Annotated in this window: 27 protein-coding genes; 23 read left to right on the top strand and 4 right to left on the bottom strand. The window is 62.6% G+C overall.

Features of this window, described 5'->3' with window-relative positions:
- Positions 1-87 precede the first annotated feature (87 nt).
- The 3 genes from AB1576_04995 to AB1576_04985 form a co-directional block, all read right to left on the bottom strand.
- The gene (locus tag AB1576_04995) at positions 88-1,596 is read right to left on the bottom strand and encodes an L-serine ammonia-lyase, iron-sulfur-dependent, subunit alpha (GenBank protein MEW6081129.1); all 1,509 of its coding nucleotides are present in this window, start codon (positions 1,594-1,596) and stop codon (positions 88-90) included.
- A gap of 87 nt (positions 1,597-1,683) precedes the next feature.
- Positions 1,684-1,860 carry a hypothetical protein gene (locus AB1576_04990; GenBank protein ID MEW6081128.1) on the bottom strand — a complete coding sequence of 59 codons (177 nt, stop codon included), beginning with the start codon at positions 1,858-1,860 and terminating at the stop codon, positions 1,684-1,686.
- Positions 1,857-2,636: an aldolase/citrate lyase family protein gene (locus AB1576_04985; protein MEW6081127.1), complete on the bottom strand. Its 780-nt coding sequence runs from the start codon at positions 2,634-2,636 to the stop codon at positions 1,857-1,859. Before AB1576_04985 ends, AB1576_04990 begins: the two co-directional genes overlap by 4 nt.
- Before the next feature lie 181 nt (positions 2,637-2,817).
- Here AB1576_04985 and AB1576_04980 point away from each other — a divergent pair, with 181 nt between their 5' ends.
- The 23 genes from AB1576_04980 to AB1576_04870 all read left to right on the top strand — a co-directional run bounded on the left by AB1576_04980 (position 2,818) and on the right by AB1576_04870 (position 26,323).
- Positions 2,818-3,399, top strand: a complete 582-nt coding sequence (locus AB1576_04980; protein ID MEW6081126.1) for a DUF1405 domain-containing protein — start codon at positions 2,818-2,820, stop codon at positions 3,397-3,399.
- On the top strand, positions 3,396-4,283 hold the full coding sequence (locus AB1576_04975; GenBank protein ID MEW6081125.1) for a quinate 5-dehydrogenase: 888 nt from the start codon (positions 3,396-3,398) through the stop codon (positions 4,281-4,283). Before AB1576_04980 ends, AB1576_04975 begins: the two co-directional genes overlap by 4 nt.
- A gap of 14 nt (positions 4,284-4,297) precedes the next feature.
- Positions 4,298-4,561, top strand: coding sequence for a metal-sensitive transcriptional regulator (locus AB1576_04970; protein MEW6081124.1), 264 nt, complete (start codon positions 4,298-4,300; stop codon positions 4,559-4,561).
- Positions 4,562-4,628: 67 nt separating this feature from the next.
- Positions 4,629-4,952, top strand: a complete 324-nt coding sequence (gene trxA / locus AB1576_04965) for a thioredoxin (GenBank protein MEW6081123.1) — start codon at positions 4,629-4,631, stop codon at positions 4,950-4,952.
- Between the two features lie 17 nt (positions 4,953-4,969).
- On the top strand, positions 4,970-5,749 hold the full coding sequence (lgt, locus tag AB1576_04960) for a prolipoprotein diacylglyceryl transferase (GenBank protein MEW6081122.1): 780 nt from the start codon (positions 4,970-4,972) through the stop codon (positions 5,747-5,749).
- 346 nt (positions 5,750-6,095) lie between these two features.
- A complete protein-coding gene (gene acsC, locus AB1576_04955) occupies positions 6,096-7,445 on the top strand; it encodes an acetyl-CoA decarbonylase/synthase complex subunit gamma (GenBank protein MEW6081121.1) in 1,350 nt (449 codons plus the stop codon).
- 16 nt (positions 7,446-7,461) lie between these two features.
- Positions 7,462-9,387 carry an ASKHA domain-containing protein gene (locus tag AB1576_04950; protein ID MEW6081120.1) on the top strand — a complete coding sequence of 642 codons (1,926 nt, stop codon included), beginning with the start codon at positions 7,462-7,464 and terminating at the stop codon, positions 9,385-9,387.
- 16 nt (positions 9,388-9,403) lie between these two features.
- Positions 9,404-10,156: an AAA family ATPase gene (locus tag AB1576_04945; protein MEW6081119.1), complete on the top strand. Its 753-nt coding sequence runs from the start codon at positions 9,404-9,406 to the stop codon at positions 10,154-10,156.
- 24 nt (positions 10,157-10,180) lie between these two features.
- Complete coding sequence (locus tag AB1576_04940; protein MEW6081118.1) at positions 10,181-11,155, top strand: acetyl-CoA decarbonylase/synthase complex subunit delta; 975 nt, start codon at positions 10,181-10,183, stop codon at positions 11,153-11,155.
- Between the two features lie 30 nt (positions 11,156-11,185).
- Entirely contained in the window at positions 11,186-11,980 is a 795-nt protein-coding gene (locus AB1576_04935; protein MEW6081117.1) for a methyltetrahydrofolate cobalamin methyltransferase, read from the top strand.
- A gap of 29 nt (positions 11,981-12,009) precedes the next feature.
- Positions 12,010-13,242, top strand: coding sequence for an FAD-dependent oxidoreductase (locus tag AB1576_04930; GenBank protein ID MEW6081116.1), 1,233 nt, complete (start codon positions 12,010-12,012; stop codon positions 13,240-13,242).
- On the top strand, positions 13,239-14,789 hold the full coding sequence (locus tag AB1576_04925; protein MEW6081115.1) for a 4Fe-4S binding protein: 1,551 nt from the start codon (positions 13,239-13,241) through the stop codon (positions 14,787-14,789). The genes AB1576_04930 and AB1576_04925 overlap by 4 nt, the downstream gene beginning before the upstream one ends.
- Complete coding sequence (locus AB1576_04920; GenBank protein ID MEW6081114.1) at positions 14,786-15,214, top strand: hydrogenase iron-sulfur subunit; 429 nt, start codon at positions 14,786-14,788, stop codon at positions 15,212-15,214. Before AB1576_04925 ends, AB1576_04920 begins: the two co-directional genes overlap by 4 nt.
- Entirely contained in the window at positions 15,215-15,700 is a 486-nt protein-coding gene (locus AB1576_04915; protein ID MEW6081113.1) for a 4Fe-4S dicluster domain-containing protein, read from the top strand.
- 3 nt (positions 15,701-15,703) lie between these two features.
- Positions 15,704-20,131 carry an NAD(P)-binding protein gene (locus tag AB1576_04910; protein MEW6081112.1) on the top strand — a complete coding sequence of 1,476 codons (4,428 nt, stop codon included), beginning with the start codon at positions 15,704-15,706 and terminating at the stop codon, positions 20,129-20,131.
- Positions 20,132-20,142: 11 nt separating this feature from the next.
- On the top strand, positions 20,143-20,574 hold the full coding sequence (locus AB1576_04905; protein MEW6081111.1) for a hydrogenase iron-sulfur subunit: 432 nt from the start codon (positions 20,143-20,145) through the stop codon (positions 20,572-20,574).
- Positions 20,571-21,521 (top strand): 4Fe-4S ferredoxin, encoded by a 951-nt coding sequence (locus tag AB1576_04900; GenBank protein MEW6081110.1) that lies wholly within the window; start codon positions 20,571-20,573, stop codon positions 21,519-21,521. Before AB1576_04905 ends, AB1576_04900 begins: the two co-directional genes overlap by 4 nt.
- A 15-nt stretch (positions 21,522-21,536) precedes the next feature.
- Positions 21,537-22,559: a 4Fe-4S dicluster domain-containing protein gene (locus AB1576_04895; GenBank protein MEW6081109.1), complete on the top strand. Its 1,023-nt coding sequence runs from the start codon at positions 21,537-21,539 to the stop codon at positions 22,557-22,559.
- The gene (locus tag AB1576_04890; GenBank protein ID MEW6081108.1) at positions 22,556-23,395 is read left to right on the top strand and encodes an FAD/NAD(P)-binding protein; all 840 of its coding nucleotides are present in this window, start codon (positions 22,556-22,558) and stop codon (positions 23,393-23,395) included. The genes AB1576_04895 and AB1576_04890 overlap by 4 nt, the downstream gene beginning before the upstream one ends.
- Positions 23,396-23,419: 24 nt before the next feature.
- A complete protein-coding gene (locus AB1576_04885; GenBank protein ID MEW6081107.1) occupies positions 23,420-24,088 on the top strand; it encodes a methylenetetrahydrofolate reductase C-terminal domain-containing protein in 669 nt (222 codons plus the stop codon).
- Complete coding sequence (locus AB1576_04880) at positions 24,085-25,002, top strand: methylenetetrahydrofolate reductase (GenBank protein MEW6081106.1); 918 nt, start codon at positions 24,085-24,087, stop codon at positions 25,000-25,002. The genes AB1576_04885 and AB1576_04880 overlap by 4 nt, the downstream gene beginning before the upstream one ends.
- 611 nt (positions 25,003-25,613) lie before the next feature.
- On the top strand, positions 25,614-26,018 hold the full coding sequence (locus AB1576_04875; protein MEW6081105.1) for a HEPN domain-containing protein: 405 nt from the start codon (positions 25,614-25,616) through the stop codon (positions 26,016-26,018).
- Positions 25,991-26,323, top strand: a complete 333-nt coding sequence (locus tag AB1576_04870) for a nucleotidyltransferase domain-containing protein (protein ID MEW6081104.1) — start codon at positions 25,991-25,993, stop codon at positions 26,321-26,323. The genes AB1576_04875 and AB1576_04870 overlap by 28 nt, the downstream gene beginning before the upstream one ends.
- A 72-nt stretch (positions 26,324-26,395) precedes the next feature.
- Here AB1576_04870 and AB1576_04865 read toward each other — a convergent pair.
- The coding region (locus AB1576_04865; GenBank protein ID MEW6081103.1) for a transposase at positions 26,396-26,578 on the bottom strand (183 nt) is incomplete at its 5' end.

Here is a 26,578-nt window from a genome sequence, read left to right as displayed (position 1 = left end):
AGGAGGCCATGGCCTTGGCCGAGGAGAACCTCGGGCTTGCCGTGACGGCCGTAGCCAGGCTTCGCAGGCTTCTTGCCGGTCTATAGTTCATGGCTTCAGCCTCTCCGCAAGCCTCTTGGCCGAGGGTACCACTGAGAGGCCCCCCCGGGCGGTGCACCTGAGGTCAGCGTGAAGCGCTGTGCCCACGTCCAGCATGGCCCTGGCAGTCTCCTCCAGCGGGATCAGGGGATCGTACCCCCCCAGTACCATGTTGGCTGCTACGAAGGCGTTGGCCGCCCCCATGGCGTTCCTGCCGAAGCACGGCACCTCTACCAGGCCAGCCACCGGGTCACACACCAGGCCGAGCACGTTTTGCAGGGCCACCGATGCGGCGCCCAGCGCCTGGCGGGCTGTGCCTCCCATCAGGTCGACTAGTCCTGCCGCCGCCATGGCCGAGGCGGCTCCTGTCTCTGCCTGGCATCCCGCCACCTCTGCGGCGAACGTGGCCTCCATAGCTATTATCACCCCGGCTCCCCCCGCGGCCATGAGGGCCCTGGCCAGTTCATCACTGGTGACGTCCAGAACCTCCGCGGCGGCCAGTAGCGCCCCGGGGACTGTGCCGCAGGAGCCCGCAGTTGGGGCCGCACATACCACACCTCCGGAGTTGCTGGCCTCTGAGACGGCCAGGGCTATGACTATGGCATCCTCAACCCCCGGTCCTCCCAGGAGGCGCTTGGCCCTCTTTGCCTCCAGGATGGAGGGGGATGCGTGGGTGGTCAGCACGAGAGAGCCCTCGGCCCGCATCCCGAAGCTGGCGGCATCCCTCATAACCTGCAGGATCGCCCAGGCGTGATCCAGCACTCTCCCGGGGGTCCACCCGGACCGCCTTGCCTCGAACTCCACGGACAAGCCACCGAGACCCTGGCCCTGGTCCAGGAGGGATGCCTCCTCCTGCGTTGTGAAGAGGGGCGGCACCCCGGGGCCTGGGACCGGGAGGACGGGCGCCACAGGGCCCAGGACCTCTCCGAGCTTCTGCAGGTGGGCGATGTCCCCTGCCGGTGGTGAGGTGTAGTCATGCTGCAGGATGGCGCCCTTGCCCGGGACCGGAAAACGCCTGGCTCCCTGGGGGCACTGGACGTTTTCACCCGTCTTGACCAGGATGTGGTGGAGGCTCCCGTCGATATCCACAGGATAGCCGTCAACCCTGGCCAGCCGCACCATTCCTCCTCCCACAGAGAGGCCCACCACTGACACCGAGCGGCTCTTCCCGGAGAGTTCAACCAGGGCCGTGTTGGGGTGTTCCGCGCCCTCCAGGGGTCTTACCAGGAACTCCACTTCAATTCCCTCTTGCCGGGCTGTCTGCAGCGAGTGCCTGGCCTGGGGGTCTCCTGGGTCAAGGCCCAGGAAGCCAGCAACAAAACCCCTGTCGGTCCCCTGGGTCCTGTAGATGGTTGCGAAGGAACCATCTGGGTCGAACACTACACGGCAGTGCCGCGGCTCCTCGCCCAGGAGCTGGCGGGCCAAGAGTCCCAGGCGTGTAGGTCCTGCCGTGTGGGAGCTGGAGGGTCCCACCATGACAGGACCCAGGACATCATTGAATATGCTGTGAAATGGCATGAGTGGCCTCCTGTCAAGAAACTAGGCTAGGTGCCTGTGGAACATACCGGCGACACCATCCCGCCCCGACGGGGCAGGGGTTATACCTCACACCGGGGGCGGGCTCCCCGGCTCCTTGCCGGGGGGGTCCGGCTCGCAGGGCTCCCCTTCCTGGGGATTAAAGCCGCAACCCGCCACCAGGGTCACGATGAGCAGCAGGGCTAAGACACAATGGCTTCTTCTCAGCATGTTCCTCGCTCCAGTCATCTGGCAGTAGCCGTTCAAGGCCTGTTGCCCCACCCGTCAAGGAACGCCCTAACCCCCCTGTAGAGGTCCTCTGCAGCCCGGGCAAGAAGGCGAGCATCGGTCCCCATGGCCACGAAGCGGAAGCCCTCCTCTATCCGGGCTATGGCCTCCTGGGCGCTACTGGCGAAGTAACCTGCGCAGATCCCTGCATCCAGGGCGGCCTTGAGCACCCGGTCCTTTGCCCTCTGGAACTCCGGGTGCTGGAACTGCCCCAGGATCCCCAGGTTGGCCGAGAGGTCATAGGGTCCCAGGAACAGTATGTCCACACCTGGCACCGCCGCGATGGCCTCTACCTGGCTGAGGGCCGCTGTAGTCTCGACCTGGCATGCCACCAGGACGTCTTCGTTCCACTCAGCGAAGTACTGGGGGAGGTGGGCCCCGTAACGGTTGGCCCTGGTCCCCGCGACCCCCCTGATGCCCTCCGGCGGGTATCGCGACGCCGCCACGGTGGCCAAAGCCTCCTCCGGGGAGTTCACCAGGGGGACCACCACACCCTGAGCCCCCCTGTCCAGCACCTTCTTGATGAGCACGGGGTCATTCCCCGCCACCCTCGCAAGGGGAGTTACCCCGCTTCCCGTCATTGCCCTCATGAGGTCCTCCAGGGTCTCATCACCCAGGGAGCCGTGCTCCGTATCAAACACCAGCCAGTCCATGCCAGATCCCGACAGGATCTCCGTTACCGCAGGACAGGCCAGGCTAACCCAGTGGCCCACCGCAGGCCTTCCCTCCCTGAGGCACTTCTTCACCGCATTCACGATGTGCCCCCTTCCTTGATACCTGGGTCAACAGTTCTTCCAGCCCAGCCCGATCCCTTCCCGTGGCCCGAAGCGCTTTCTTCGAAAGGTCCTAGAGCCCCGCATGGCCCCAATTGCGCCGTGGGCCTCCGTGTAGTAGAATGCCCATAGCGGAATGGCTGCTACCCCGGAGGGATGACCCCTGGTTATCATTGGATGGCTCACCTCATTACCCCGGGACCGCCGCTGGTGGGGTCCCCTGGCCCTGGTCAACCTGGGTGGGGCCCTGTATGGCTTCTACTGGTACCGCCAGCAGCTGGCGGCCACCCCTGCCTACCTGTGGCCCCTGGTGGCGGACTCACCCCTATCGGTGCTGCTGTTTTCGGCCTTCCTCTTGTCACTCCTGGCTGGGCGCAGGATCCCCCTGCTCGAGGCCTTTGCCTACTTTTCAAACCTCAAGTACGGCCCATGGACGGTACTGGTCATGGCCCTGGCCTGGGCTCGCAACGGAGTGCTGGACTTCCAGATGTTTCACCTAAGCCTCTCTCACGGGGCCATGGCCCTCCAGGCCATCCTTTTCTCCGCTCGATGGGCGCCATCCCCCGGCCCGGTCCTGGCAGCCACCGCCTGGGCCCTGGTTAACGACTACGCCGACTACACCTGGGGGCTTCATCCCACCCTGCCGGAGCCCTCCATGCTGCCCCTGGTAGCCCAGTTGAGCCGCGGGTCCACTCCCCTGGTAGCCCTGGTACTTCTATACCTTGCCTGGCGGCGTAGGAGATGAGACGCGCCCTCAGCGTGTCCCTGGGTTCCCGGGCGGGGGACCGGGAGGCCCATGTGGATCTGGGGGGTGCCACGGTCCACCTGGAGAGGCGAGGCTGCGACGGGGACATGGATAGGGCCGCCAGGATGCTCCGGGAGATGGACGGGCGAGTGGACGCCCTGGGCCTGGGCGGCTGCAACCTGTACTACAGGACAAGGACCAGGAGGTACCCGTTTCCCGCCGGCCAGTACCTGGCCGGTTTCGCCCGGGAGACGCCCCTCACAGACGGGGAGGGCGTCAAGGCCCACGTGGAGCCAGGGTGCGTGGCCGCCCTTGGGCAAGAGATGAGACTCGACGGGCTCAGGGTGCTCTTCACCGCTTACCTGGACAGGCCTGAGCTTGCCTGGGCTCTGGCGGAGGCTGGCGCCCTGGTCTGGGCCGGAGACCCCTACTTCTCCTCGGGGCTCCCCCTCATCCCCCCCGTGCCCGTGGCCGAGTCACTGGCGCCCCTGTTCATGCCCCTCCTCGCCAGGGTTCCCTTGAGGCTCCTCTACCCCCTGGGTGGCGCACAGGGGCGTTGGGGGAGCACTCCATTGGGCCCCCAGGGGTTTGGGTTGGTGGCGGGTGAGTTTCACCTAATGCGGAGAAGGATGCCGCGGCACCTCCAGGGAACTACTATACTGGCGTCATCCCTGGGAGAGCGCGACGCCAGGGAACTTAAGGAGCGAGGCGCCCCGAGGGTGTTTGCCACTATGCCCTCCATGGGAGGGGCTCGTTTCGGCGCGAATGCGGTGGAGGCCGCCCTGCTGGCCTCGGGGCACCTGGACCCGGCGAAGGGAAACTACCAGGAGGCCTGGGAGCGATCCGGCCTTCCCCCGGGTGTCCTGCAGGAAGTTCTACCCTAAGGAGGGATTCCCGGGTGAAAGACAAAGGTGACTGGCGGGAGGACATACTGCGCCGCATGAGGCGGGTCGAGGGACAGGCCCGGGGCGTGATAAAGATGGTAGAAGAGGGCAGGGAGTGCGAGGAGGTCATCCTGCAGCTGGCAGCCATAAGGGAGGCAGTGAACAACACGGGTATCCGCATCATCAGCGTAAACCTCCTGGACTGCATCCGCCAGGACGCCGGTGAGGGAGACTCCGCCGAGAGGGCCATTGAACTGTTCATGAAGTTCTCCTGTTGACCCCCTCTGGAGGGAAGGGTATAATGGCCTTGGATACCCCCAGGGGTATAAGAAGGAGGTAGTGAGCATGTCCGAGGTTACCCATGTAACCGAGGCGAGTTTCAAGAAGGAGGTCACTGAGGCCCCGGGCCCCGTCCTCGTGGACTTCTGGGCACCCTGGTGCGGCCCGTGCCGGCAGGTAGCCCCGATCCTTGACGAGCTGGCCCAGGAGTACTCGGGCAAGATGACCATCGCCAAGGTTAACGTGGATGAGAACCAGGCGCTGGCGGGACAATATGGGGTTATGAGCATCCCCACCATGATGGTGTTCAAGGGCGGGGAGGCCGTGGACAGGCTGGTGGGCTTCCTGCCCAAGGCCGAGTTGAAGAGGCGCCTGGACAAGTACGTCTGACGCAGGAGGCATGGCCTGTGCACCCAGTCCTAGTGCAACTGGGGCCTTTGAAGATCTACGCCTACGGTACATTCCTGGCCCTGGCCTTCATATGTGGCACCCTGGTGTCCATGACCCTGGCGAGGAGGAAAGGCCTTAGCGCTGATGCTATCCTGCAGGCGGCCGTCTACATCGTGATGGCCGCCATTGCCGGGTCGCGGCTCCTTTATGTGCTTCTCAATCCCGGCCCATACCTGGAGAACCCCGTGTCCATCCTGAACCTCCCTGACGGTGGCCTCTCCCTCCACGGGGGGGTCCTCGGGGGGTTGTTCGCAGGGTACCTGGTCTCATTAAGGCTGAGGGTGGCCTTCTGGCCCCACGCAGACGTTGTAGCCCCAGCGGTTGCCCTGGGCACGGGCATCGCCCGGGTGGGGTGTTTTCTGAACGGGTGCTGCTACGGTGTGCTCTCCGGTGTGCCCTGGGCCACCCTGACCAGGTATGCGCCGGGCCTTCGACACCCGGCCCAGATCTACGAGATGCTCCTTGACTTCGGGCTCTTCGGGTACCTCATATGGAGACTGCGCAGGCCCTCGTATGACGGGCAGGTGTTCCTTCACTACGTCATAGGATACGCGCTGGTGAGGTTCGTGGCGGAGGTCTGGCGGGACTCCGGGTTATACCTGGCGGGAATGAGCCTTGCCCAGGTGGCCAGCATCGTCATAGCCCTGGTATTCCTGGGCATCACCTGGGTGCTTCCCCGGATGACGCGTTCTAGGCAGCCTGAGGCGCCCACCCCGGGGGAGGACACGCCGTCCTAGAGGGCATTCCCCCTTTTTTGACGCCCCAGGCCCGGAATGCTATATTGGCCGCGGGGAGACAGGGATTGGAGAGGGACTCGTGGGGGAGAACCGGGCTCTAGTCCAAGATGAATAACACTGAAGGCCGGGTGAGGGATCACCCGGCCTCACGCTTCTAGCGGTACTGAAAGTTCACGCAAGTGCCACTCTCCCCGCTAGGGCCGCTGCCCGGAGGATTCCTGCTACAGTCGTCGAATGAGTATTAGGTTTGCAGTTTTCCCCTTTATGGTCGTCAAATCTTGGCCTTTCTTCCTTGGGGCGATGCGTTGCCCCGGGGTGAGCAATAAGAAAAGGAGGATCAACTAGCATGGCCCTGACGGGACTGGATATCTATAAGCAGCTCCCAAAGAAGAACTGCGGCGAGTGCGGGCCCCCTACGTGCCTGGCTTTCGCCATGCAGCTGGCTGCTGGAAAGGCGTCCCTGGACGCCTGTCCCTACGTGACCGAGGAAGCCCGGGAGAACCTCTCTTCAGCAGCGGCTCCTCCCATCAAGACCGTTGTGATGGGTACGGGCGAAACAGCGCTGAAGATGGGGGACGAGACCGTCATCTACAGGCATGACAAGACCTTTGTCAGTCCCACAGGCATCTTCATCCGGGTGACCGATATGATGGCCCCGGAGGACCTCGAGGCCAAGATCAGGAAGGTGAACGCCCTGGTATACGACAGGGTGGGCCAGACCTTCCGGGTTGACGGAGTAGCCGTCATGGCCGAGTCCGGTGATGCGGAGGCCTTCAAGGCCACCTTGAAGGCGGCCAGGGACAAGACCCAGTGGAACCTCATCGTTGATGTGAGGCCATTTGCGGGAAATCAGGCCCTCATGGAGGAGATAGTGGGCCTGGTGGCGGAGCGCAAGCCCTTGCTGTACGCGGCTACCGTGGATAACTTCGAGGCTGTGACAGAGGTAGCCAAGAAGTACGGCTGCCCCCTGGCCGTCCTGGGCAGTGGCCTTGATGATGTGGCCAACCTCTCAGCAAAGGTTGCCGCCTTGGACTACAAGGAACTGGTGCTGGACCCCGGCGACAGAGAGCTCTCCCCGGCGCTGGCTGCCCTGACCCAGATCCGCAGGCTTTCTGTGAAGAAGAAGTTCAGGCCCTTTGGCTATCCCACCATCGCCTTTACCAAGGCCCAGGAAACCGACCTCCAGGTTGTGGAGGCCTCCATGTATGTGGCCAAGTTCGCCAGCATCGTCGTGATGGATGCATGCGAGCTACACGAATTGCTCCCACTCATCACCTGGAGACTCAACGTCTACACCGACCCGCAGAAACCCATCCAGGTAGAGGCCAAGGTGTGGACGGTAGGGAACGTCACACCGGAGAGCCCGGTGTACGTCACAACCAACTTCTCCCTCTCCTACTTCGCGGTGGAGGGAGAGGTGGACGCATCAAAGGTTCCCGGCTACATCCTGGCGGTGGACACCGACGGCACCTCAGTGCTGACGGCGTGGGCAGCTGGCAAGTTCAGCGGCGAATCCATAGCTGAAGCCATCAAGGCCAGCGGGCTTGAGGAAATGGTGAACCACCGTGAGGCGGTCATTCCCGGGCACGTGGCGGTGCTCTCAGGCAAGCTCCAGGAGCTCTCGGGATGGAAGGTGCTCGTGGGGCCCAGGGAGGCCTCGGGCATCCCTGCCTGGGTGAGGTCAAGGAAGCAATAGATACGGAAGTGATGATGTGAAACGGTTCACGGTCCGGTTCATGCCGGAGGATGCCAGCGTACAGGTGGATGCGGGAACAGACCTTTTGCGCGCGGCCACCCTGGCCGGAATACCTATCAGGAGCAACTGCGGCGGGGAGGGCACCTGCGGGCGCTGCGCCGTCCTGGTCAAGGAGGGTCTTGTCGCGGCGGAACAGGGGCACCTTCCTCCCCGGCTCAAGGAGGCCGGCTATGTGCAGGCCTGCTCATCGCTGGTACAGGGTGACACGGTGGTGGAGGTTCCCGAGACCTCCCGCCTGGCGGACCACAGGGTGCTCCTGGACAAGATGAGCCGGAGGGAGGTCCTGGCAGAGGAGTCCCTGGAGAGCCCCGAGCGTTACCCGTCAAGCCCCCTGGCCTTCCGGGTGGCCCTGAGGATGGACCCTCCCACCCTAAGTGACTGCGCGGCTGACCTGGTGAGACTCAGGACTCACATCAGGAAGGCGGGCATCCAAGGGGAGATCCTGGCGCCACGGCGTTTCCTCGAGGGGATGCCAGAGACACTAAGGCAGGCCGAGTGGAGGGTCACCCTGAGCCTTTCCCGGGCATCCAGGTCACTGGAGGCCTTCGGGCTGAAGCCCGGGTGTGAGAGCACCGGGCCCGGGGTTGGCCTAGCGGTGGACATAGGTACGACCACCATTGTCACCTACCTCGTGGACCTGGCTACAGGCGCGATCCTGGACAGCCGTGGCACCTACAACCGCCAGGCCTTGTTTGGGGACGATGTGATAAGCCGCATTATCCACGCCTCAGAAAACCCCGGGGGGCTCCGGGAGCTCCAGGAGGCGTGCGTGGAAACGATAAATGGGCTCGTTCGCAAGGCTTTAAGCCAGAGGGGCATCGAGCCCGGGGAGATCCAGGCGGCATGTGTCGCCGGGAACACCACAATGACCCACCTCTTCATGGGGGTGTCTCCCCGGTACATCAGGCTTGAGCCCTACATCCCGGCGGCCACCGGCTTCCCGCCGGTCCCCGCGGGGGAGCTGGGACTCCAGGTTCACCCGGAGGCTCCGGTATGGGCCTTCCCGTCCGTGGCCAGCTACCTGGGCGGGGACATCGTCTCAGGTGTCCTGGCCACAGGCATGGCTCACAGCGAGGAGGTTTCACTCTTCATTGACATCGGAACCAACGGGGAGATGGTGCTGGGGAATTGTGACTGGCTGGTCTCCTGCGCCTGTTCGGCTGGACCCTGCTTCGAGGGGAGCGGCATAACCTCGGGCATGAGGGCCAGCCCCGGCGCCATAGAGCGGTTGGAGATCGAGCCAGGTACGCTGGACTGCCACATCACAACGGTAGGTGGCTCGGAGCCCAAGGGGATCTGCGGCTCGGGGCTGGTGGATGCCCTGGCCGAGATGAGGCGCGCCGGGATTATCGATCGATCCGGGAGTTTCCTCATGGATGGGGAGCACCCCCGGCTCCTGATGGGGGAGGACGGTCCCGAGTACCTGGTGGTCCCGGGCCTATATGGGGAGACAGGCCAGGACATCGTGATCACCGAGAACGATGTGAAGAACCTCCTCAGGGCAAAGGGTGCGGTTTACGCTGGGATCCGCTCCCTCCTGAGGGCCGTGGACCTACCCCTGGAGGCCATCTCCCGCATATACATTGCCGGGGGGTTCGGCAACTACCTGAACATCCGGGATTCCGTAGAGATCGGGCTTTTGCCCGACGTGGACCCTGGACTTTATACCTTCGTGGGCAACACCTCCATCAAGGGGGCGAGGCTCGCCCTCATGAGCCAGGAGGCCAGGGACGAAGCCCTGGGGTTGGCACAGAAGATGACCTATCTAGAGTTGAGCGTGGGAACCACCTTCATGGAAGAGTATGTCTCGGCTATGTTCATACCCCACACGGACATGGGCCTCTTCCCGTCAGTCACGGGATTAGGCTCGGAGAGCAGGTAGAAAAAGGGGGAGAACCTTGGGGATCCACCTGTCAGTGGCGGGTAAGGGAGGCACCGGCAAGACCACCTTCGCGGCCCTGGCTGTGCGGTGCCTGGAGGACCAGGGCAAGGTGCCCATCCTCGCCGTGGACGCTGACGCTAACGCCAACCTCAACGAGGCGCTGGGCCTCGAGGTTGACCTGACCATCTCGGAGATCCTCTCGGAGACGAAGGCCGCCAAGGATGTGCCCGTGGGCATGACCAAGGACGCCTACATCGAGCTCAGGCTGAACGAGTCCCTGGCTGAGGGGCGTCACGTGGACCTCCTGGTGATGGGGGGACCCGAGGGGCCCGGCTGCTACTGCTTCCCCAACGAGATCCTCAAGCGTCACGTGGAGAGACTTAGCGAGAACTACCCCTACATGATCATGGACAACGAGGCCGGCCTGGAGCACCTCTCAAGGAGGCTTGCCCGGGACGTGGACGTGCTCTTCGTGACGTCAGACCCCACCGTGAGGGGTATCAGATCGGCAGGCAGGGTAAAGGGGCTCTGCAAGTCCCTGAAGTTGAACATAGGCAGGGTGCTCCTGGTCGTCACCAAGGTGAGGCAGGGGGACCTTGAGGCGCTGGCCCCGGAGATACAGAAGACCGGACTTGATCTGGCGGGAACGGTTCCCCTGGACGGGGAGGTGGCCCGCCGGGACCTGGAGGGAGAGCCCCTGGTGGACCTGCCCGGCGATTCCCCGGCACTCCAGGCGGTGTGTGAGATCTTACAGAGTGTAGGAGCATGAGTCACTAGCGAAGGGGGATAATCCGTGGCTGTGGAGAAGATCGTCGAAAGGTACACCAGCCAGGTAGGTAAGGTGGTGCTGGGAGCCACCCGGGAACAGGGGGGCACCCGTGGCAACACTGTCACCGTGGGCGGAGAGACAACAATGCCCTTCCTTCACTTTGAAGGAGAGCAGCCCTCAAGGCCTGTCATCGCCCTGGAGGTGGTGGACAGGGACCCCGAAGACTGGAATGAAGTGGTGAAGAAGCCCTTTAGGGACGTCTTAGGCGACCCGGCGGCCTGGGCCCAGAAGTGTGTCAGCGAGCTGGGAGCCGACCTCGTCTACCTGAGGCTGCAATCGGCCCACCCGGACCTGGAGAATACCGGGCCCGACCAGTGCGGGAAGACCGTGAAGAAGGTGCTGGAGGCTGTGGATGTTCCCCTCATCGTTGTGGGGTGCGGGGATGCCGAGAAGGATAACCTGGTGATGCCCACGGTGGCAGAGGCGGGGGCTGGAGAGAACCTCCTCCTGGGCGTGGCCACGCAGGAGAACTACAAGACCCTGTCGGCTGCCTGCATGGCCAACAAGCACTGCATCATAGCCCAGTCACCCATCGACATCAACATCTGCAAGCAGCTGAACATCCTCATCTCGGAGATGAGCGTGCCCCTGGATCGCATTGTCATTGACCCCACCGCGGCGGCCCTGGGTTACGGTATCGAGTACGTCTACAGCATCCTCGAGAGGATGCGCCTGGGAGCCCTGAGTGGTGACTCCATGCTTGCCATGCCCACCATCGGCATAGTGGGATACGAGGCCTGGAGGTCCAAGGAGGCCAATGCGCCCCAGGACCAGTTCCCCGGTTGGGGGGACCTGGAGGGCCGTGGGATTCTCTTCGAGGGCGTGACAGCTTCGGCCCTGCTCCAGTCGGGCATCCACGTCCTGGTGCTGAGGCATCCCAGGAGCGTGGAGATGGTGCGGCGCCAGGTAGAGGAGCTCATGGTCTCTAATGCCTTCTAAGAAGGCCATCAATTCCCGGGAGGGATCGATGTGATTCTCATAGGTGAACGCATCAACGGGATGTTTCGGGATGTGGGGAAGGCCGTCAGGACCAAGGACGCCGGGACCATCAAGAGACTGGCCATAGTTCAGACCGAGGCGGGTGCCACCTACCTGGACGTCAATGTGGGACCCACAGCCGAAGACCGGGTGGAGGCCATGAAGTGGCTGGTCAGCGTTGTGCAGGAGGTCTCTGACCTCCCCCTGTGTTTGGATAGCACTGACTACGATGCTATCGAGGCAGGGCTCCAGGTCTGCAAGAAGTCTGCCCTGGTCAACTCCTGCCCGGCAGAGAGGCCCAAGGTCGAGCGGGTGTTCCCCATGGCCAAGAAATACGGGGCCAAGGTCATCGGCCTCACCATGGACAAAAAGGGCATACCCAAGGACGCCGACAACAGGACGGCCCTGGCCATGGAACTGGTGGCGGCGGCCGACGAGTTCGGTTTCCCCCTGGAGGACCTTTTCATCGACCCGCTCATACTCCCTGTGAACGTGGCCCAGGACCACGTGCCTGAGGTCCTTACGACCATCGCAAACGTCAAGAGCCTTTCCAGCCCCCCGCCTAAGACCGTGGTGGGCTTGAGCAATGTGTCACAGAAGGCCGTGGACCGGCCCTTGGTGGACCGGACCTTCATGGTGATGGCCATGGCCATGGGGCTCGACGCCGCAATACTCAATGTCGAGGACGGAGCCCTCATGGATGCCATAGCCACCGGCAGGATCCTCCTGAACCAGGAGATCTACGCCGACTCCTACCTGAAGGTCTTCCGCCAGAGGCGAGGGTAAGACCCAAGGGAACCTAAGGGGGCGGTGATTTGGCTAACACAAGGGTTTTGGTCATCGGAGGTGGGCTGGCAGGTATCACCGCGGCTGTTGAGCTGGGCAGGATGGGCGTGCCCGTGGAGATCGTGGAGAAGTCTGCCTACCTTGGCGGCAAGACGGTGAAATACGGCTGCAAGGCCACGGACAAGTGCCAGAAGTGCGGAGTATGCCTGGCCAGCGACAAGATTGAGGAACTCAGGAGAACCCCAGGCCTAGGCTTTCACGTCCGGGCCGAGGTGGTATCCCTGGAGGGGGAGCCCGGTGCCTTCCTGGCCAGGGTGCGCCAGGCACCCCTCTACATAGACCCCGCGCTCTGTACCGGGTGCGGCCTGTGCGCCCAGTGGTGCCTAGAGAGGGGTTGTGACTGTGTGAAGCCCCTCCCTGGCGGGGGGGTACCCTCCACCTATACCCTGGAACACTGCCAGGGCCACTCCCTTGAGGAGATGGCGAAGGTGTGTCCCTTCGGGGCAATCAACCCCGGCGCCCAGGCCCGGGAGTACCAGATAGAGGCCAGCGCTGTGATAGTGGCCACGGGTTTCGAGGCCTTTGACCCGTCGGTGCTCCCGAACCTCGGATACGGGCGATTCCCCCAGGTATACACGGGCCTGGAGATGGAGGAGACCCTGAGGGCTCATTCCACGCTGCTCATGCCGGACGGCTCCCAGCCCGGCCACGTGGCCTTCATCCAGTGCGTGGGCTCCAGGAACGTCCAGCTGGGGAGCAACTACTGCTCTGAGGTGTGCTGCAGGTACGGCCTGCGAATGGCGCTTCACTTGAAGAACGGGATGCCCCAGTGCGAGGTATCCGTGCTCTACATGGACCTCCAGACCGCGGCCAAGGGGGCTGGCGACCTGTACCAGGAGGCCTCCAGGAACCTTCGTCTCATCCAGGGGATGCCCGGAGAGGTCAAGGCCGAGGGAGGAAAGGTGAAGGTGGGCTACGAGGATGTCCGGGCGGCCCACGTGGTATGGGAGGAGTTCGACGCGGTGGTGCTATCGGTCGGTGTCTGGCCTGGAGGCGACACGGAGTTCCTAGCCCAGCGGCTGGGGCTCAACAAGGATGCCCACGGCTTCTTTGGCCAGGGTGGGTCACCGTGGTCCACCAGGCGGCCCGGTGTGTTCCTGGCGGGCGCCTGCACTGGGCCCATGGCCATCCCCGGTACCCAGGCCCATGCCCGGGGGGCGGCCAAGGCTGTCATTTCGCTCCTGGGAGTTGAGGTCACATGACGAAATACAAGACGGGCCTGCTGTTATGCGACTGCGGTGGTAGCCTCCGCAACATTGACCTGGACGCCCTGGAGGCGTCGTTGCCCCAGGGCGTGCCTGCCCGCCGGGTCAGCGAGATGTGTGACCCTGAGGAGTTCTCCGAGGCCGCCACGCTCCTGGGCAGAGAGGGTGTGGAGCGGGTGGTGGTTGCCGCGTGCTCTCCCTGGGCATCGGCCACCACCATGGGGGAGGCCCTGGCTGAGGCTGGCTGGAACCCAGGAACAGCCCTCTTTGTGAACCTGAGGGAGCAGTGCTCCTGGGCCCATGACAATGCACAGGACAAGGCAGCCATGCTGCTGGCGGCGGCGGTGGCCAGGGTCCAGGAGAGGGAGTGGAAGAAGCCCGAGCCCGTCCAGGGCTCAAGGTCCGTGGCCATCCTGGGTACAGGTCCCGACGCTGACCTGGTGGCATCCGAGGTGGCCTCCCTGGGATATGAGGCCGTTCCTGTCCAGGGCCGCGTGAGGAGCCTCTCCGGAGGTCCCGGCCGCTTTGCCCTGGAGGTGGAGCTAGGCAAGGATGTGAACGAGGTCACAGCGGGGGCCCTGGTGATTGCCACGGGCAAGGAATCCCGGTTCAGCGAGGAGGACCATGGCCTTGAGCTGGGTCCCACGGTGTGGAGCCTCTCAGGCCTGGAAGCGATGCTCAAGGGTGATGATTTCACCGCCGTGTGCAGGCTCAGGGGGCTCAGGGTAGGGTTCTTGGTGGATGTGTCCGCCCGGGACTCAGTATCCCAAACCTCTAGGGCCGTGGCCATGGCTGGCGCCTTGCAGTCAGACTACGCGTGCGAGACATACGTTTTCGCCAGGGATGCGAAGGTAGCTGGCCCGGGGCTTGAGACCCTTTACAGGGAATCTAGGGCATCCGGCGTGTTCTTCGCCAAGGAGGAGGGCGAGCCCGCCCGGGCCAGCCTTGATGGGCTAAGCCCCAGCGTAACCGCGAGGATGCCCTCACTGGGGGGTTCCTTCGCGGAAGAACCCGTGAGGGTTCCCCTGGATGTGCTGGTCCTGGACGAGAGACTCTCCGCCAGGGATCTTGACCTTTCGGGCCTCCTTGGAATAGGTACCTGGAAGGGTCGCTTCTTCCAGCAAGAGAACGTGAGGCTGTTCCCCATCTTCACCAACCGCCGGGGCGTGTGGACCCTTGGGGGTGCCAGGGGGGACCTCGACGGCCATGACTCCGCTGTGGAGGCCCGGGCCATAGCCATGGAGGTATCCCGGTTCCTGAAGGCCCTGGAGGCGCCGTCTCACCCTGATGACCTCCGCAAGGCCGAGGTGGACCCGGTGAAGTGTGCCCGGTGTCTCACGTGCGTGCGGGCCTGCCCGCACCTGGCCATCGCCATCCCGCCCTTCGAGGGCGCCCAGAAGCGGGCCGCTGTGGTGGATGTGGCAGCATGCAGGGGCTGCGGGGTCTGCGCAACCATGTGCCCGGCCAAGGCCATTTCCTACTCCGGCTACTCCGATGAGGAGTTCTACGCAGAACTCAAGGTGATGGGGGGATGGAAACTATGAGCGAGTGCACCCCCCGCGTGGCGGCATTCTGCTGTGAGCATTCGGCCTGCGTCTCTGCGGACCAGGCCACCACGCTGGGCGGCAGGTACCACCAGGGTGTGACCCTCCTGGCGGTTCCCTGCACAGGCCGGGTGGACACCATCCACATCCTCAAGGCCTTCGAGGAGGGGGCCGACGGGGTGCTGGTACTAGGGTGTTTCGAGGACAGCTGCAACTTCGTGACGGGCAACCTTCGCGCCCGCCAGCGGGTCGAATATACCAAGAAGCTCCTGGCGGACATCGGCATCGAGCCGGAACGCCTGGAGATGAAGCACTTGTCGCCGGCATCCCCCGAGAGGTTCCTTGCCCTGGTGGGTGCCATGGTTGAAAAGGTCCGCGAACTCGGCCCCGTGCCGAGACCCGGAGCCGAGAGAGGGGTGATCTAGATGGCCAAGACAGAAGAAGCCCGCACCCTGGATCCCAAGTTCAAGTACGAGGTGGCTGGCCGCCCGGGCGGGGAGAACATCAAGTCGTGTTTCGCCTGTGGCGTGTGTACCGCGGGCTGCCCGGTGGCCGAGGTTGAGGAGGCCTTCAACCCGCGGCGCATCATCCGGCAGGTCCTCCTGGGCCTCAGGGACGAGGTGCTGTCCTCGGACGAGATATGGTACTGTATCACGTGCTTTGACTGTACCTATCACTGCCCGCAGAACGTGAAGTTCGCCAACGTCATGGGGGTCCTTAGGGACATGGCCGTGGAGGAGGGCTACGTCGCTCCCTCCTTCCCCGGGCGCGTTGAGGAAACGGGCCGGCTGGTACAGGAGATGCGCAGGGACATGGTACGGTTCCTCCTAGCTGGCAAGACGGAAGAGGCACCGCTGGACCCGGCCCAGCTGGCTAGGGCCGTGAAGAACTTGGCTTCCGGGGGGGAATAGGCCTTGACCGAACCCGCCAAGAACCCGAAGAAGGTAGGAGCCGCCCTGGTGCTGGGGGGAGGCATAGCCGGCATGCAGGCCTCCCTGGACCTGGCTGAGGCCGGTTACTACGTGTACCTGGTGGAAAAGTCCCCCTCCATAGGCGGCACCATGGCCCGGCTGGACAAGACCTTCCCCACCAACGATTGTGCCATGTGCATCCTGTCACCCAAGCTGGTGGAGTGCGGGCGGCACCTGAACATCGAGACCATGACATGCAGCGATCTGGTGGACATCCAGGGGGACGAGGGGAACTTCCGGGTAACCGTGAAGAAGAACCCCCGCTATATCGATGTCTCCAAGTGCACGGGCTGCCAGGACTGCGAGAAGGCCTGTCCGGTAGTGCTGGACAATGAATATGAGGGCGGGCTGAACAAGCGTAGGGCCGTCTTCAGGCCCTTCCCGCAGGCCTACCCCAACGCCTTCACAATAGACAAGGCGGCAAGGCCCCTTTGCCAGGTGACCTGCCCTGCCGGGGTGCACGCCCAGGGCTACGTTGCCCTCATCGCCGAGGGCAAGTTCGAGGAGGCCCTGAGACTTGAGAAGATGTCTAACCCCCTGCCCGCCATTTGCGGCAGGGTGTGCCACCATCCCTGCGAGTCCAACTGCAACAGGGGGTTGGTGGACGAGCCAATCGCCATTTGCTCCCTGAAACGCTTCATCGCGGACTACGAGTACGACAAGGGACTTTTCTGTGACCCCGAGCCCGGGGAGGCCCGGGATGAGAGGGTGGCCATCGTTGGCGCGGGCCCTGCGGGGCTTACCTGCGCCTACGACCTAGCCCTCAAGGGCTACCAGGTGACGGTGTTCGAGGCCCTGCCCGAACCCGGCGGCATGCTGCGCTACGGCATTCCCGCCTACCGCCTGCCCAGGGATATCCTGAAGCGGGAGATCGAGGCCATCGAGAGGCTAGGCGTGAAGATCCAGTGCGAAAAGCGCCTGGGCCGTGAGTTCACCCTGGCAAGCCTCAGGGAGGAGGGCTACTCCTGCATCTTCCTGGCGGTGGGGGCCCACGGTGACCAGAAGATGGGTATCCCCGGTGAGGATAAGGAAGGCATGGTATCTGGTGTGGAGTTCCTCAGGGACTTGAACCTCGGCCGCCCGGTGAGGGTTGGCCGGAGGGTGCTGGTGGTCGGTGGCGGCAACGTTGCCATCGACGTTGCCAGGAGCGCCTTGAGGCTGGGCTCCGAGAAGGTCACTATCGTCTACCGCCGGGCCCGGGGGGAGATGCCTGCGGCCCCCCACGAGGTGGAGGAGGCTCTTCACGAAGGCATCGACATCCAGTTCCTGACCGCGCCGGTTTCCGTCATGGGGGATGGGGCCGTCAAGGGCCTGGTGTGCCAGAGGATGAGGCTGGGCAAGCCTGACGCCTCGGGGCGCCGGCGCCCGGAGGCCATTCCAGGGTCCGAGTTCGAAATAGAGGCGGATATGGTAGTGGCCGCCATCGGCCAGGCCCCCCAGCTGGAGTTCGCCAGCGAGGATCCCGCCCTGAAGGTAAGCCGCTGGGGCACCCTGGAGGCTGACAGCGATACCGCCGAGACCGCCGTTCCCGGTGTGTTCGCCGGAGGCGACGCCGTATCCGGCCCCGCCACGGTGGTGGAGGCAGTGGCCGTGGGCAAGAGGGCGGCCGAATCCATACACCGGTTCATAAACGAGATGGATACCAGGGAGGGACGGGACTTCTCCAGGCCCGAGGCCAAGGTGGTCTCGGTACCCAAGGACGCTAGGCCTGTACCCAGGGCTGTCATGTCCGGCCTCCCCCTGGAGGAACGCCTCTCGGGCTTCCAGGAGGTGGAGCTGGGCTTCACGGAGGAACAGGCCGTTGCCGAGGCCAAGCGATGCCTGGATTGCGGCGTTTGCTCGGAGTGCATGGAGTGCGTCAGGGTGTGCAAGGCCAAGGCCGTGGACCACGAGATGGTCGAGGAGGTCCTGGAGCTGGAGGTTGGCGCCATCGTGCTGGCCCCGGGCTTTGAGGCCTATGACCCGGCACACTTGAACGAATACGGTTACGGCAAGTGCAAGAACGTGGTCACCAGCGTGGAGTTCGAGAGGATCCTCTCGGCCTCGGGCCCCTTCGAGGGGCACGTTGTGAGACCCTCCGATCACAAGCAGCCCAAGAACATAGCCTTCCTGCAGTGCGTGGGTTCCCGGGATGAGCACAAGGCCTCGGGCTACTGCTCCTCGGTGTGCTGCATGTATGCCATCAAGGAGGCCGTCATAGCCAAGGAGCACGTTGCGGGCAACCTGGACGTGTCCATATTCTTCATGGACATGAGGGCCTACGGCAAGGACTTCGAGAAGTACTATAGCAGGGCCCAGGACGAGCACAAGGTGAGGTTCGTCAGGGCCAAGGTGCGCGAGGTCAAGGAGGACCCGGATAGCGGGAACCTCCTGGTCAAGTACGTGGAGGAGACCGGAGAGTCAAGAACCGCCGAATTCGATATGGTGGTGCTCTCCGTGGGCATGAAGCCTAATTCCGATGTGGCCAGGCTCGCCCGCAAGGTTGGCATCCACCTTGACGACTACGGCTACCGCCGCTCTTCGGGGCTCAACTCGGTGAAGACCTCCATGCCAGGGGTGTTTGCGGCAGGTGCCTTCGCCAGCCCCAAGGACATCCCAGAGACCGTCATGGAGGCCTCTGCGGCCGCGGCGGCGGTGGGCCAGGTGCTCTTTCCCCAAAGATGGAGCATGGTGAAAGAGAAGGAGTACCCGGCGGAGAAGAACGTGGCCAACCAGGCCCCCCGGGTGGGAGTGTTCATCTGCAATTGCGGCATCAACATAGGGGGCGTGGTGAAGGTCCCGGAGGTTTTGGAGTACGCAAAGAGCCTCCCGGACGTGGTGTTCGCTGACGCCAACATGTATACGTGCTCCCAGGATACCCAGGACCGCATGAAGGACCTGGTGCAGGAGCATGACCTCAACCGGGTTGTGGTGGCGTCCTGCTCGCCCCGGACCCACGAGCCCCTCTTCCAGCAGACCGTGAAGGAGGCGGGACTGAACTCGCACCTCTTTGAGATGGCCAACATCCGGGACCAGTGCTCCTGGGTACACATGTCCGAGCCCAGGGATGCCACGGAGAAGGCCAAGGACCTTGTCCGCATGGCCGTGGCCAAGGCGAGGCTCCTGGAGCCCCTCTACCCGCAGATGGTGGGCCTTACCAAGAAGGCCCTGGTCATCGGCGGCGGTGTATCCGGCATGACAGCAGCCCTGGGCATGGCTGACCAGGGGTTCCCCGTGTGCCTGGTGGAGCGCCAGCCGGAACTGGGAGGAAACCTTCGCCACCTCGACCGCAGCATTGACGGGGAGGATCTCCAGAAGGTGCTCCAGGACCTGTTGCGCCGGGTGAAGGCAAGCCCCTTCGTGGACGTCTACACCGGGGCGGAGATAAGGTCCATTGACGGCTTCGTGGGCAACTTCAAGACCACCATCGCCGTGGGGGGCAGGGAGGTCCAGTACGAGCATGGCGTTGTGGTTGTGGCCACGGGAGGCCGTGAGCACAAGCCCACCGAGTACCTTTACGGTATTGACCCCAGGGTCATCACCCAGCAGGAACTGGAGATCCGGATGCGTTCGGGCGAGGCCAAGGCCAAGAGGATCGTGATGATCCAGTGCGTGGGTTCCCGGGAGCCGCAGCGCCCCTACTGCAGCCGGCTCTGCTGCACCCAGGCGGTGAAGAACGCCCTGGCCCTCAAAGGGATGGACCCCGAGACCGAGGTGATCATCCTCTACAGGGATATGAGGACCTACGGTCTCTACGAGGACTACTACTCCCAGGCGCGAGCGGCAGGGGTCACCTTCCTCCGCTACGACCTAGCCAAGAAGCCCAAGGTAACCGGGGAGAACGGCACCCTCTCCGTGGATCTCGCCGACTTCATCCTGGGCCGGGACATCAGGATCGAGGCGGACATGGTGGTGCTCAGCGCCGCCGTGGAACCCTATCCCGACAGCCGCCAGGTGGCTCAGATGCTGAAGGTGCCCGTGAATGAGGATGCCTTCTTCCTGGAGGCTCACGTGAAGCTCAGGCCAGTGGACTTCGCCACGGACGGTGTGTTCCTGGCAGGCCTGGCGCACGCCCCTAAGATGGTCAGGGAGAGCATGGCCCAGGCGCTGGCCGCTGTTGGCAGGGCCGCTACAGTGCTGGCCAAGGACCACATCGAGGCCCACGGCACCGTATCCGTGGTGGACGAGTCCAAGTGCGTGGGATGCAAGGCGTGCGAGGAGCTCTGCCAGTTCTCCGCCATCAAGGTGGACCCGGAGAAGAACGTGGCCAGGGTCGAGAGCGCCGTGTGCAAGGGCTGCGGTGCCTGCGCCGCCACCTGCCGGTCCGGAGCCATAGCCCTCAAGGGATTCACTGACGAAGAGATCATGGCGGAGGTGGCTGCATTCCGATGAGCGCCGTGAAGATGGAGGAGAAGTGGGAGCCCAAGATCGTGGCATTCCTGTGCCACTGGTGCAGCTACGCCGGGGCTGACCTGGCTGGTATATCCCGTTTCCAGTACCCACCCAACGTCCGGGTAATAAGGGTGCCGTGCTCTGGCGCCGTCAACCCCTTCTACATTGTGAAGGCTCTCCAGCACGGGGCCGACGGTGTGCTGGTGTCAGGGTGCCATCCCGGCGACTGCCACTACCTGTCGGGCAATCTCCTGGCCAGGAGGAAGTTCCAGCTCCTGGACGGTCTCCTCGGCCACCTGGGCATCGAGCCAGGCCGCGTCCAGTTCTCCTGGGTGTCCGCGGCCGAGGGCCAGAAGTTCGCCCAGGTAATCAAGGCCGTCACGGAGAAGGTGCGGTCACTGGGACCCAGCCAGAAGCTGGTGAAAGCGAGGCAAGCGCCATGACTGCTGTACAAGAGAGACTACGCGACGAGTGCAGGCGTCTCTTGGAGAGCAAGGAGGTCGACGTCATCCTGGGTTACCAGAGGGGCACGCTTCCTTTGAGGTCAGCGCCCCTATTTGCCCGGAGGCCCGAGGACGTCGAGAGGATGATATGGGATGAGACCTGCGAGAATACGGTGTCGGTCTACATCCCCCGGCTGAGGGGTTCCCGGGTGGGGATCGTTGCCAAGGGGTGTGACGGGCGCTGGGTGGTGGAGTACATCACGGAGAACCAGGTATCCAGGTCCGCCCTGAAGGTTATAGGTGTGCCCTGTGACGGGGTGCTCTCCCGGAGGGCCTTGGAGAAGGTCGCGGGGTTGAGGACCATCTATGAGGGCCACCTGGAGGACGGCCACGTTGTGATCCAGGGGCGGGGGTGGAAAGAGAGGGTTCCCATCCAGGAGGTCCTGGAGCCCTCCTGTAAGACCTGTGTCCAGAAGTCATCCCCCATCATCGATGTGGACCTGGGCAGGGTCGAGAGCCCAAACCCCAAGGGCGACTTCGGGGATGTCGCGGCCGTGGAGGCCCAGGAGGTTGATGACCGCTGGGACCTCTTCGCCCAGGAGGCCTCGAAGTGCATCCGCTGCTACGCCTGTCGCCAGGCCTGCCCAGGATGCTACTGCAAGGTGTGCTTTGTGGACAGGTCCAAACCCACCTGGGTGGGAGGCACGGATGACCTCACCGATGCCATGGTGTTCCATATCATGAGGGCAATGCACCTGGCCGGTAGGTGCGTGGACTGCGGAGCCTGTGAGAAGGCCTGCCCGGCCGGGGTCAACCTGCGCCTCCTCAACAGGAAACTGGAAAAGGACGCCCGGGAGCTCTACGGCCATGTGGCTGGCCTGAGGGTTGACGACAAGCCAATGCTGTCAACATTCCGGCCCAACGACCCCGGAGACTTCATCATGTGATGGGAGCTGTTGCCTGTGGGTGCCAGACTACTCAAAAAGGGTAGGGTAGAGGAACTGCTCAATGGGTGGGCCGCCTCCCGCCGAGTGGTGGTCCCAGGTCCCGGGCCGGACTACGAGGACTTCGTGCCCTGGAAAGGTCAAGGGTTTGGGCTCCCTCCAGTGAACGCCAGGCGGTCTTTGAAGGGAGTGTTCTTCTGCCGGACCGACAAGCTCTTCCGCTACGACAAGAGGGACGGGGAGGTCGTGTTTTGCGAGGAACTACCCGAGGGCCATGTCGTGGTGTTCGGCGCCAGGCCGTGCGATGTCCGGGGCACCGCCATGATAGACCCAGTATTCATGGAGGACCCTGACCTCCATGACCCGGCATACAAGACAAGGCGCGAAAACAGCACTACCGTTGTGGTGGGGTGTGACGCGCCGGGGCCAGCCTGCTTCTGCACATCCATCGGGGGAGACCCCCACGGGAAAGAGGGCGCCGATGTCATTCTGACTGATATCGGTGACGCCTACCTGGTGGAGACCCTTACCGGCAAGGGAGAGGCCCTCATGGAGGGGGCTAGTCTGGAGGACGCCGGGGAGGATGACATCAAAGAGGCGGCCAGGCGTGCCGAGGCTGCCAGGGGCCTGGTGGAGAAGGCCTTCGAGATCGATGGCATAAAGGAGAATCTGGACGGCTTCTTTGAACACGAGTACTGGAAGTACATGTACGAGAAGTGCCTGGGTTGCGGGGTCTGTACCTACGTGTGTCCCACATGCCACTGCTTCGATGTGACGGATGAGGAGAGGGGCCCTGGATACACCCGCTACCGGAACTGGGATTCCTGCCAGTTCGCCCTGTTTACCCTCCACACCTCGGGGCATAACCCCAGGCCCACTGGCATGGAGAGGATGCGACAGCGCTTCATGCACAAGCTTAACTACTTCGTGCACAAGTATGGGGTGACTGCCTGCGTGGGTTGCGGCCGCTGCGTTGTGAACTGCCCCGTCAACCTGGATATCAGAGAGGTCGTCAGGGAGATAGGGGGGATCCCACGGTGAACAACCCGTACATGCCCAGCAGGGCTGTGATTAACGAGATAATCCAGGAGACCGACACCAACGATGTGAAGACCTTCCGGGTGGCCTTCCAGGATGAAAGCGCCTGGGAGACCTTCAAGTACCGCCCGGGCCAGTTCGCCGAGGTCTCCCTGTTCGGGGTTGGAGAGGCCCCCATTTCCATAACCTCGTCCCCGACCCAGAAGGGCTACCTTGAGTTCAGCGTGAAGAAGGCGGGGGTGGTCACCACCGCCCTCCACCAGACCAGGGTGGGCGACATCATTGGAGTCCGCGGCCCCTACGGGAACAACTTCCCCGTTGAGGATATGGAGGGGAAGAACCTGGTGATCATCGGGGGTGGCATTGGCCTTGCGCCGGTACGGTCCCTCATCACCTATGCCCTGGACCAGGAGAACCGCTCCCGGTTCAACGACGTCACCATCATCTACGGTGCGCGTAGTCCTGGGGACCTGGTCTTCAAGTGGGAGCTGGAGAACTGGGGCAAGCGGCCCGATGTGGACCTCCATGTCACGGTGGACAGGGGAGACGAGAGGTGGACAGGCAAGGTCGGGTTCGTCCCGGCGGTGCTCATGGAGGTCGCCCCCAAGCCGGATGACTGTGTCACGGTGACCTGTGGGCCGCCCATCATGATCAAGTTCGTCCTCCAGAACCTGGAGAAGCTGGGCTTTGAGCCCCGCCAGATCGTAACAACCCTGGAGATGAGGATGAAGTGCGGCATCGGAAAGTGCGGGCGCTGCAACATCGGAAAGAATTACGTGTGCCGGGACGGCCCAGTGTTCACCCTGGAGCAGCTCTCCCAGATGCCGCAGGAATATTGAGGATACGGAGGAAGGTGGGGTTTTATGATAGTCGGCGAGCGTAAGCCACTGTCCGAGATAATCGAGATGGTGAAAGACGCCCGTTGCCTGCTCATCGCCGGGTGCTCAGAGTGCGTCACCGTGTGCCAAGCGGGGGGGGAGAAGGAGGTGGCGGTGCTGGCTAGTGCCCTGCGCCTTCACTTCGGGAAGAACGGCCAAGCCAAGGAGATCCTCACCACCACGCTGAACCGCCAGTGTGATCCTGAGTTCCTTGAGGACATGGCCGCCCTGGCCGGGAAGGCAGACTGCATCATGTCCATGGCCTGCGGCGTCGGAGTGCAGTTCCTGGCGGAACGCTTCCGGGACAAGTGGGTGGTGCCTGCCCTGAACACCAAATTTGGGGGAGGAGCCACGCTGGAGGGTCAGTGGGACGAGAGGTGCGGGTTCTGCGGGGAGTGCATACTCCACCTCACTGGCGGGGTCTGCCCCATCATCCGCTGTTCCAAAAGCCTCTTGAACGGTCCCTGTGGCGGGTCCCAGGATGGCAAGTGCGAGGTGTCCAAGGAGACCGACTGCGCTTGGCAACTGATATATGACAGGCTGAAGGGCCTGGGCCGGCTTGAATTGCTCAACACGGTCATACCCCCCAAGGACTGGTCCAAGGCCAGGGACGGAGGCCCCCGCCGGGTTGTGAGGGAGGATTCGAGGGTATGAAGACGGAGAGCAGACTTGAACGGCTGTTCAATGAGGGAAACTTCGTGGTGACAGCGGAGGTGGGCCCGCCCAAGAGCGCGTCATCCAAGGGGATCATCAAGAACACGGAGATCCTCAAGGACTACGTCGACGGGATAAATCTCACGGATAACCAGACGGCCATCGTGCGGCTGTCCAGCATTGCCGCTGCCGTGCACGTGATGAATACCGGCGGCGAGCCCATCATCCAGATGACATGCCGGGACAGGAACCGCATCGCCATGCAGAGTGATATCCTGGGTGCCTACAGCCTGGGCATCAGAAACCTTCTCTGTCTTAGCGGCGACCACCAGTCCTTCGGTAACCACCAGACAGGGAAGAACGTATACGACCTGGATTCGGTCCAGCTCATCAACTGCGTCAAGAACATGCGGGATGAGAAGAGGTTCCTCTGCGGTGAGGAGATGAAGGTCGAGCCCCGCATGTACATAGGCTGCGCCGAGAACCCCTTCGGGGATCCCTTTGAATTCCGGGCCATGCGGCTGGCCAAGAAGGTCACCGCCGGCGCGGACTTCGTGCAGACCCAGGCCATCTTCGATATCCCCAGGTTCAAGAGGTGGATGGAGATGGTGTGCGACATGGGCCTTCACGAGAAGGTTAACATCACCGCGGGCTTCGTACCCTGCAAGTCCTATGGCGGGCTGAAGTACATGAAGGATGTGCCGGGAATGGCCATACCCGACCACCTGCTTGCCCGGATGAAGGGAGTGCCCAAGGAGAAGCAGCCTGACGAGGGTATTGCCATGGTGGCCGAGATGATCCAGGAGGTCAGGGAGATCCCCGGTGTCAGGGGCGTCCACATCATGGCGGTCATGTGGGAGGAGAAGGTCCCGGAGATAGTGGAGAAGGCCCGGCTCCTGCCAAGGCCCCAGTGAGGTCTTGAGAGGCACGAGGAACCGGGACCCGACGATGAAGGAGCCGGCTTCACTGGTAGCCGGTTTCCTTCTTCTGCTGAGGCCAATTCCAGCCTGGTGCAAAACCGGGGGTTTCCGGGTAGGACGGTGTGGGGATACCGGAGAACACCCTCCAAAAGACCACCCGCTACGTGAACTCCCACAAGGGAAGCATCCGGTCGGAGCCCTACGGTATGAAGAACCACCCATGACAGGCTGAAGCTGTTCTTCGGCGACCGCTTCGCCATGAAGATCAAGAGCACGGTGGGCCAGGGAACCAAGACCACATTGAGTATAAAGAAAGAAGAGCCCGGAGCCGACCGCTGAGGGCTCACCCTTGGAGCCCAGTGACTGGCAGGGCACACCAGGTACCAACCCCATTCCCTCCAACCGCCTCAACAGGGTCATCATCACCCAATCTATGTACCCCCAGTATTTCCAGTCTTGTGCTTGACCCAGGGAACACCCGGTAATAATCTTGGAGTCTTGCCTCCACTTGCACGAACAAGCGTTCTATGATACTATGGCACAAGAAGGCATAATGGCAATCAGTGGCCAGCGGTGACGTCCATCCACTTCGGAGGTATCGCCAGATGAATGGATTCGATAGGGATGTTGTGTCTTACTGGATTGATATTGCCGAATATGATTTGGAAACAGCAGAAGCAATGCTAATAACGAAGAGATTTTTGTATGTAGGCTTTATGTGCCATCAAGCCATTGAGAAGTATCTTAAGGCATGTTATGTCCATGTTCTTGATAACATGCCTCCGTATACTCATAACCTGTCCCGTTTGGCGAACTTGAGCAGGGTCTATGAGAGGCTTAGTGCAGAACAGAGGGATTTTCTTGATGTCCTTGACCCGCTTAACATTGAGGCCCGGTATCCCACGCACAAAGATAGGATTTTGAGGTCGCTTTCGGAAAAACGGTGCGAGTCCTTAATTGCTGAGACAAAGGAGTTGGCACAATGGATAAAGGGTCAGTTATCGGTTTAGCCAAAAGATACTCTGAACTGGTCACTAAACATATGTTGGTAAAACAGGTTGTCTTGTATGGATCGTATGCCAAAGAAACCGCGGATCCGGATTCGGATATTGACATAGCTGTAGTTGTCGAGAAATTGGATGGTGACTATTTGGATGCACAGGCCAGATTGTTTAAGCTTCGCCGTGCAGTTGATTTCCGTATTGAACCCGTGTTGATTGAGGAAGACGAAGATAAAAGTGGGTTTCTCAGAGAGATTTTGTCAACAGGTCATGTAGTTTATTCATCAGAAACCCAACAAGAAGATGGACATTAATACGGAAGCTTCGGTGGTTAATGGGGTCAAGTCCGGATTGTGGTGTAAATTCGCCCTGGTAGACGTGAAAGGTTAAGCTGCCTGTGTGACGCTGGCATTCTTCCCGGTGGTACCCAAGGACTTCTTCCCCTCCAGGTACTCCGTCATGTCGAAGTACCGATGGCCTGTAGACCAACTCTCATCAATTTCCATGAGCACGGCTCCAAGGAGTCTAAGGGCGGAGTCTTCGTTGGGAAATATCCGTATCACCCGTTC

This window comes from Bacillota bacterium, assembly GCA_040754315.1.
In the GTDB taxonomy this organism is placed as follows: Bacteria; Bacillota; Sulfobacillia; order DUSP01; family JBFMCS01; genus JBFMCS01.
The sequence above is the reverse complement of the archived record's forward strand: the minus strand, read 5'-3'. Positions and strand labels throughout refer to the sequence as shown.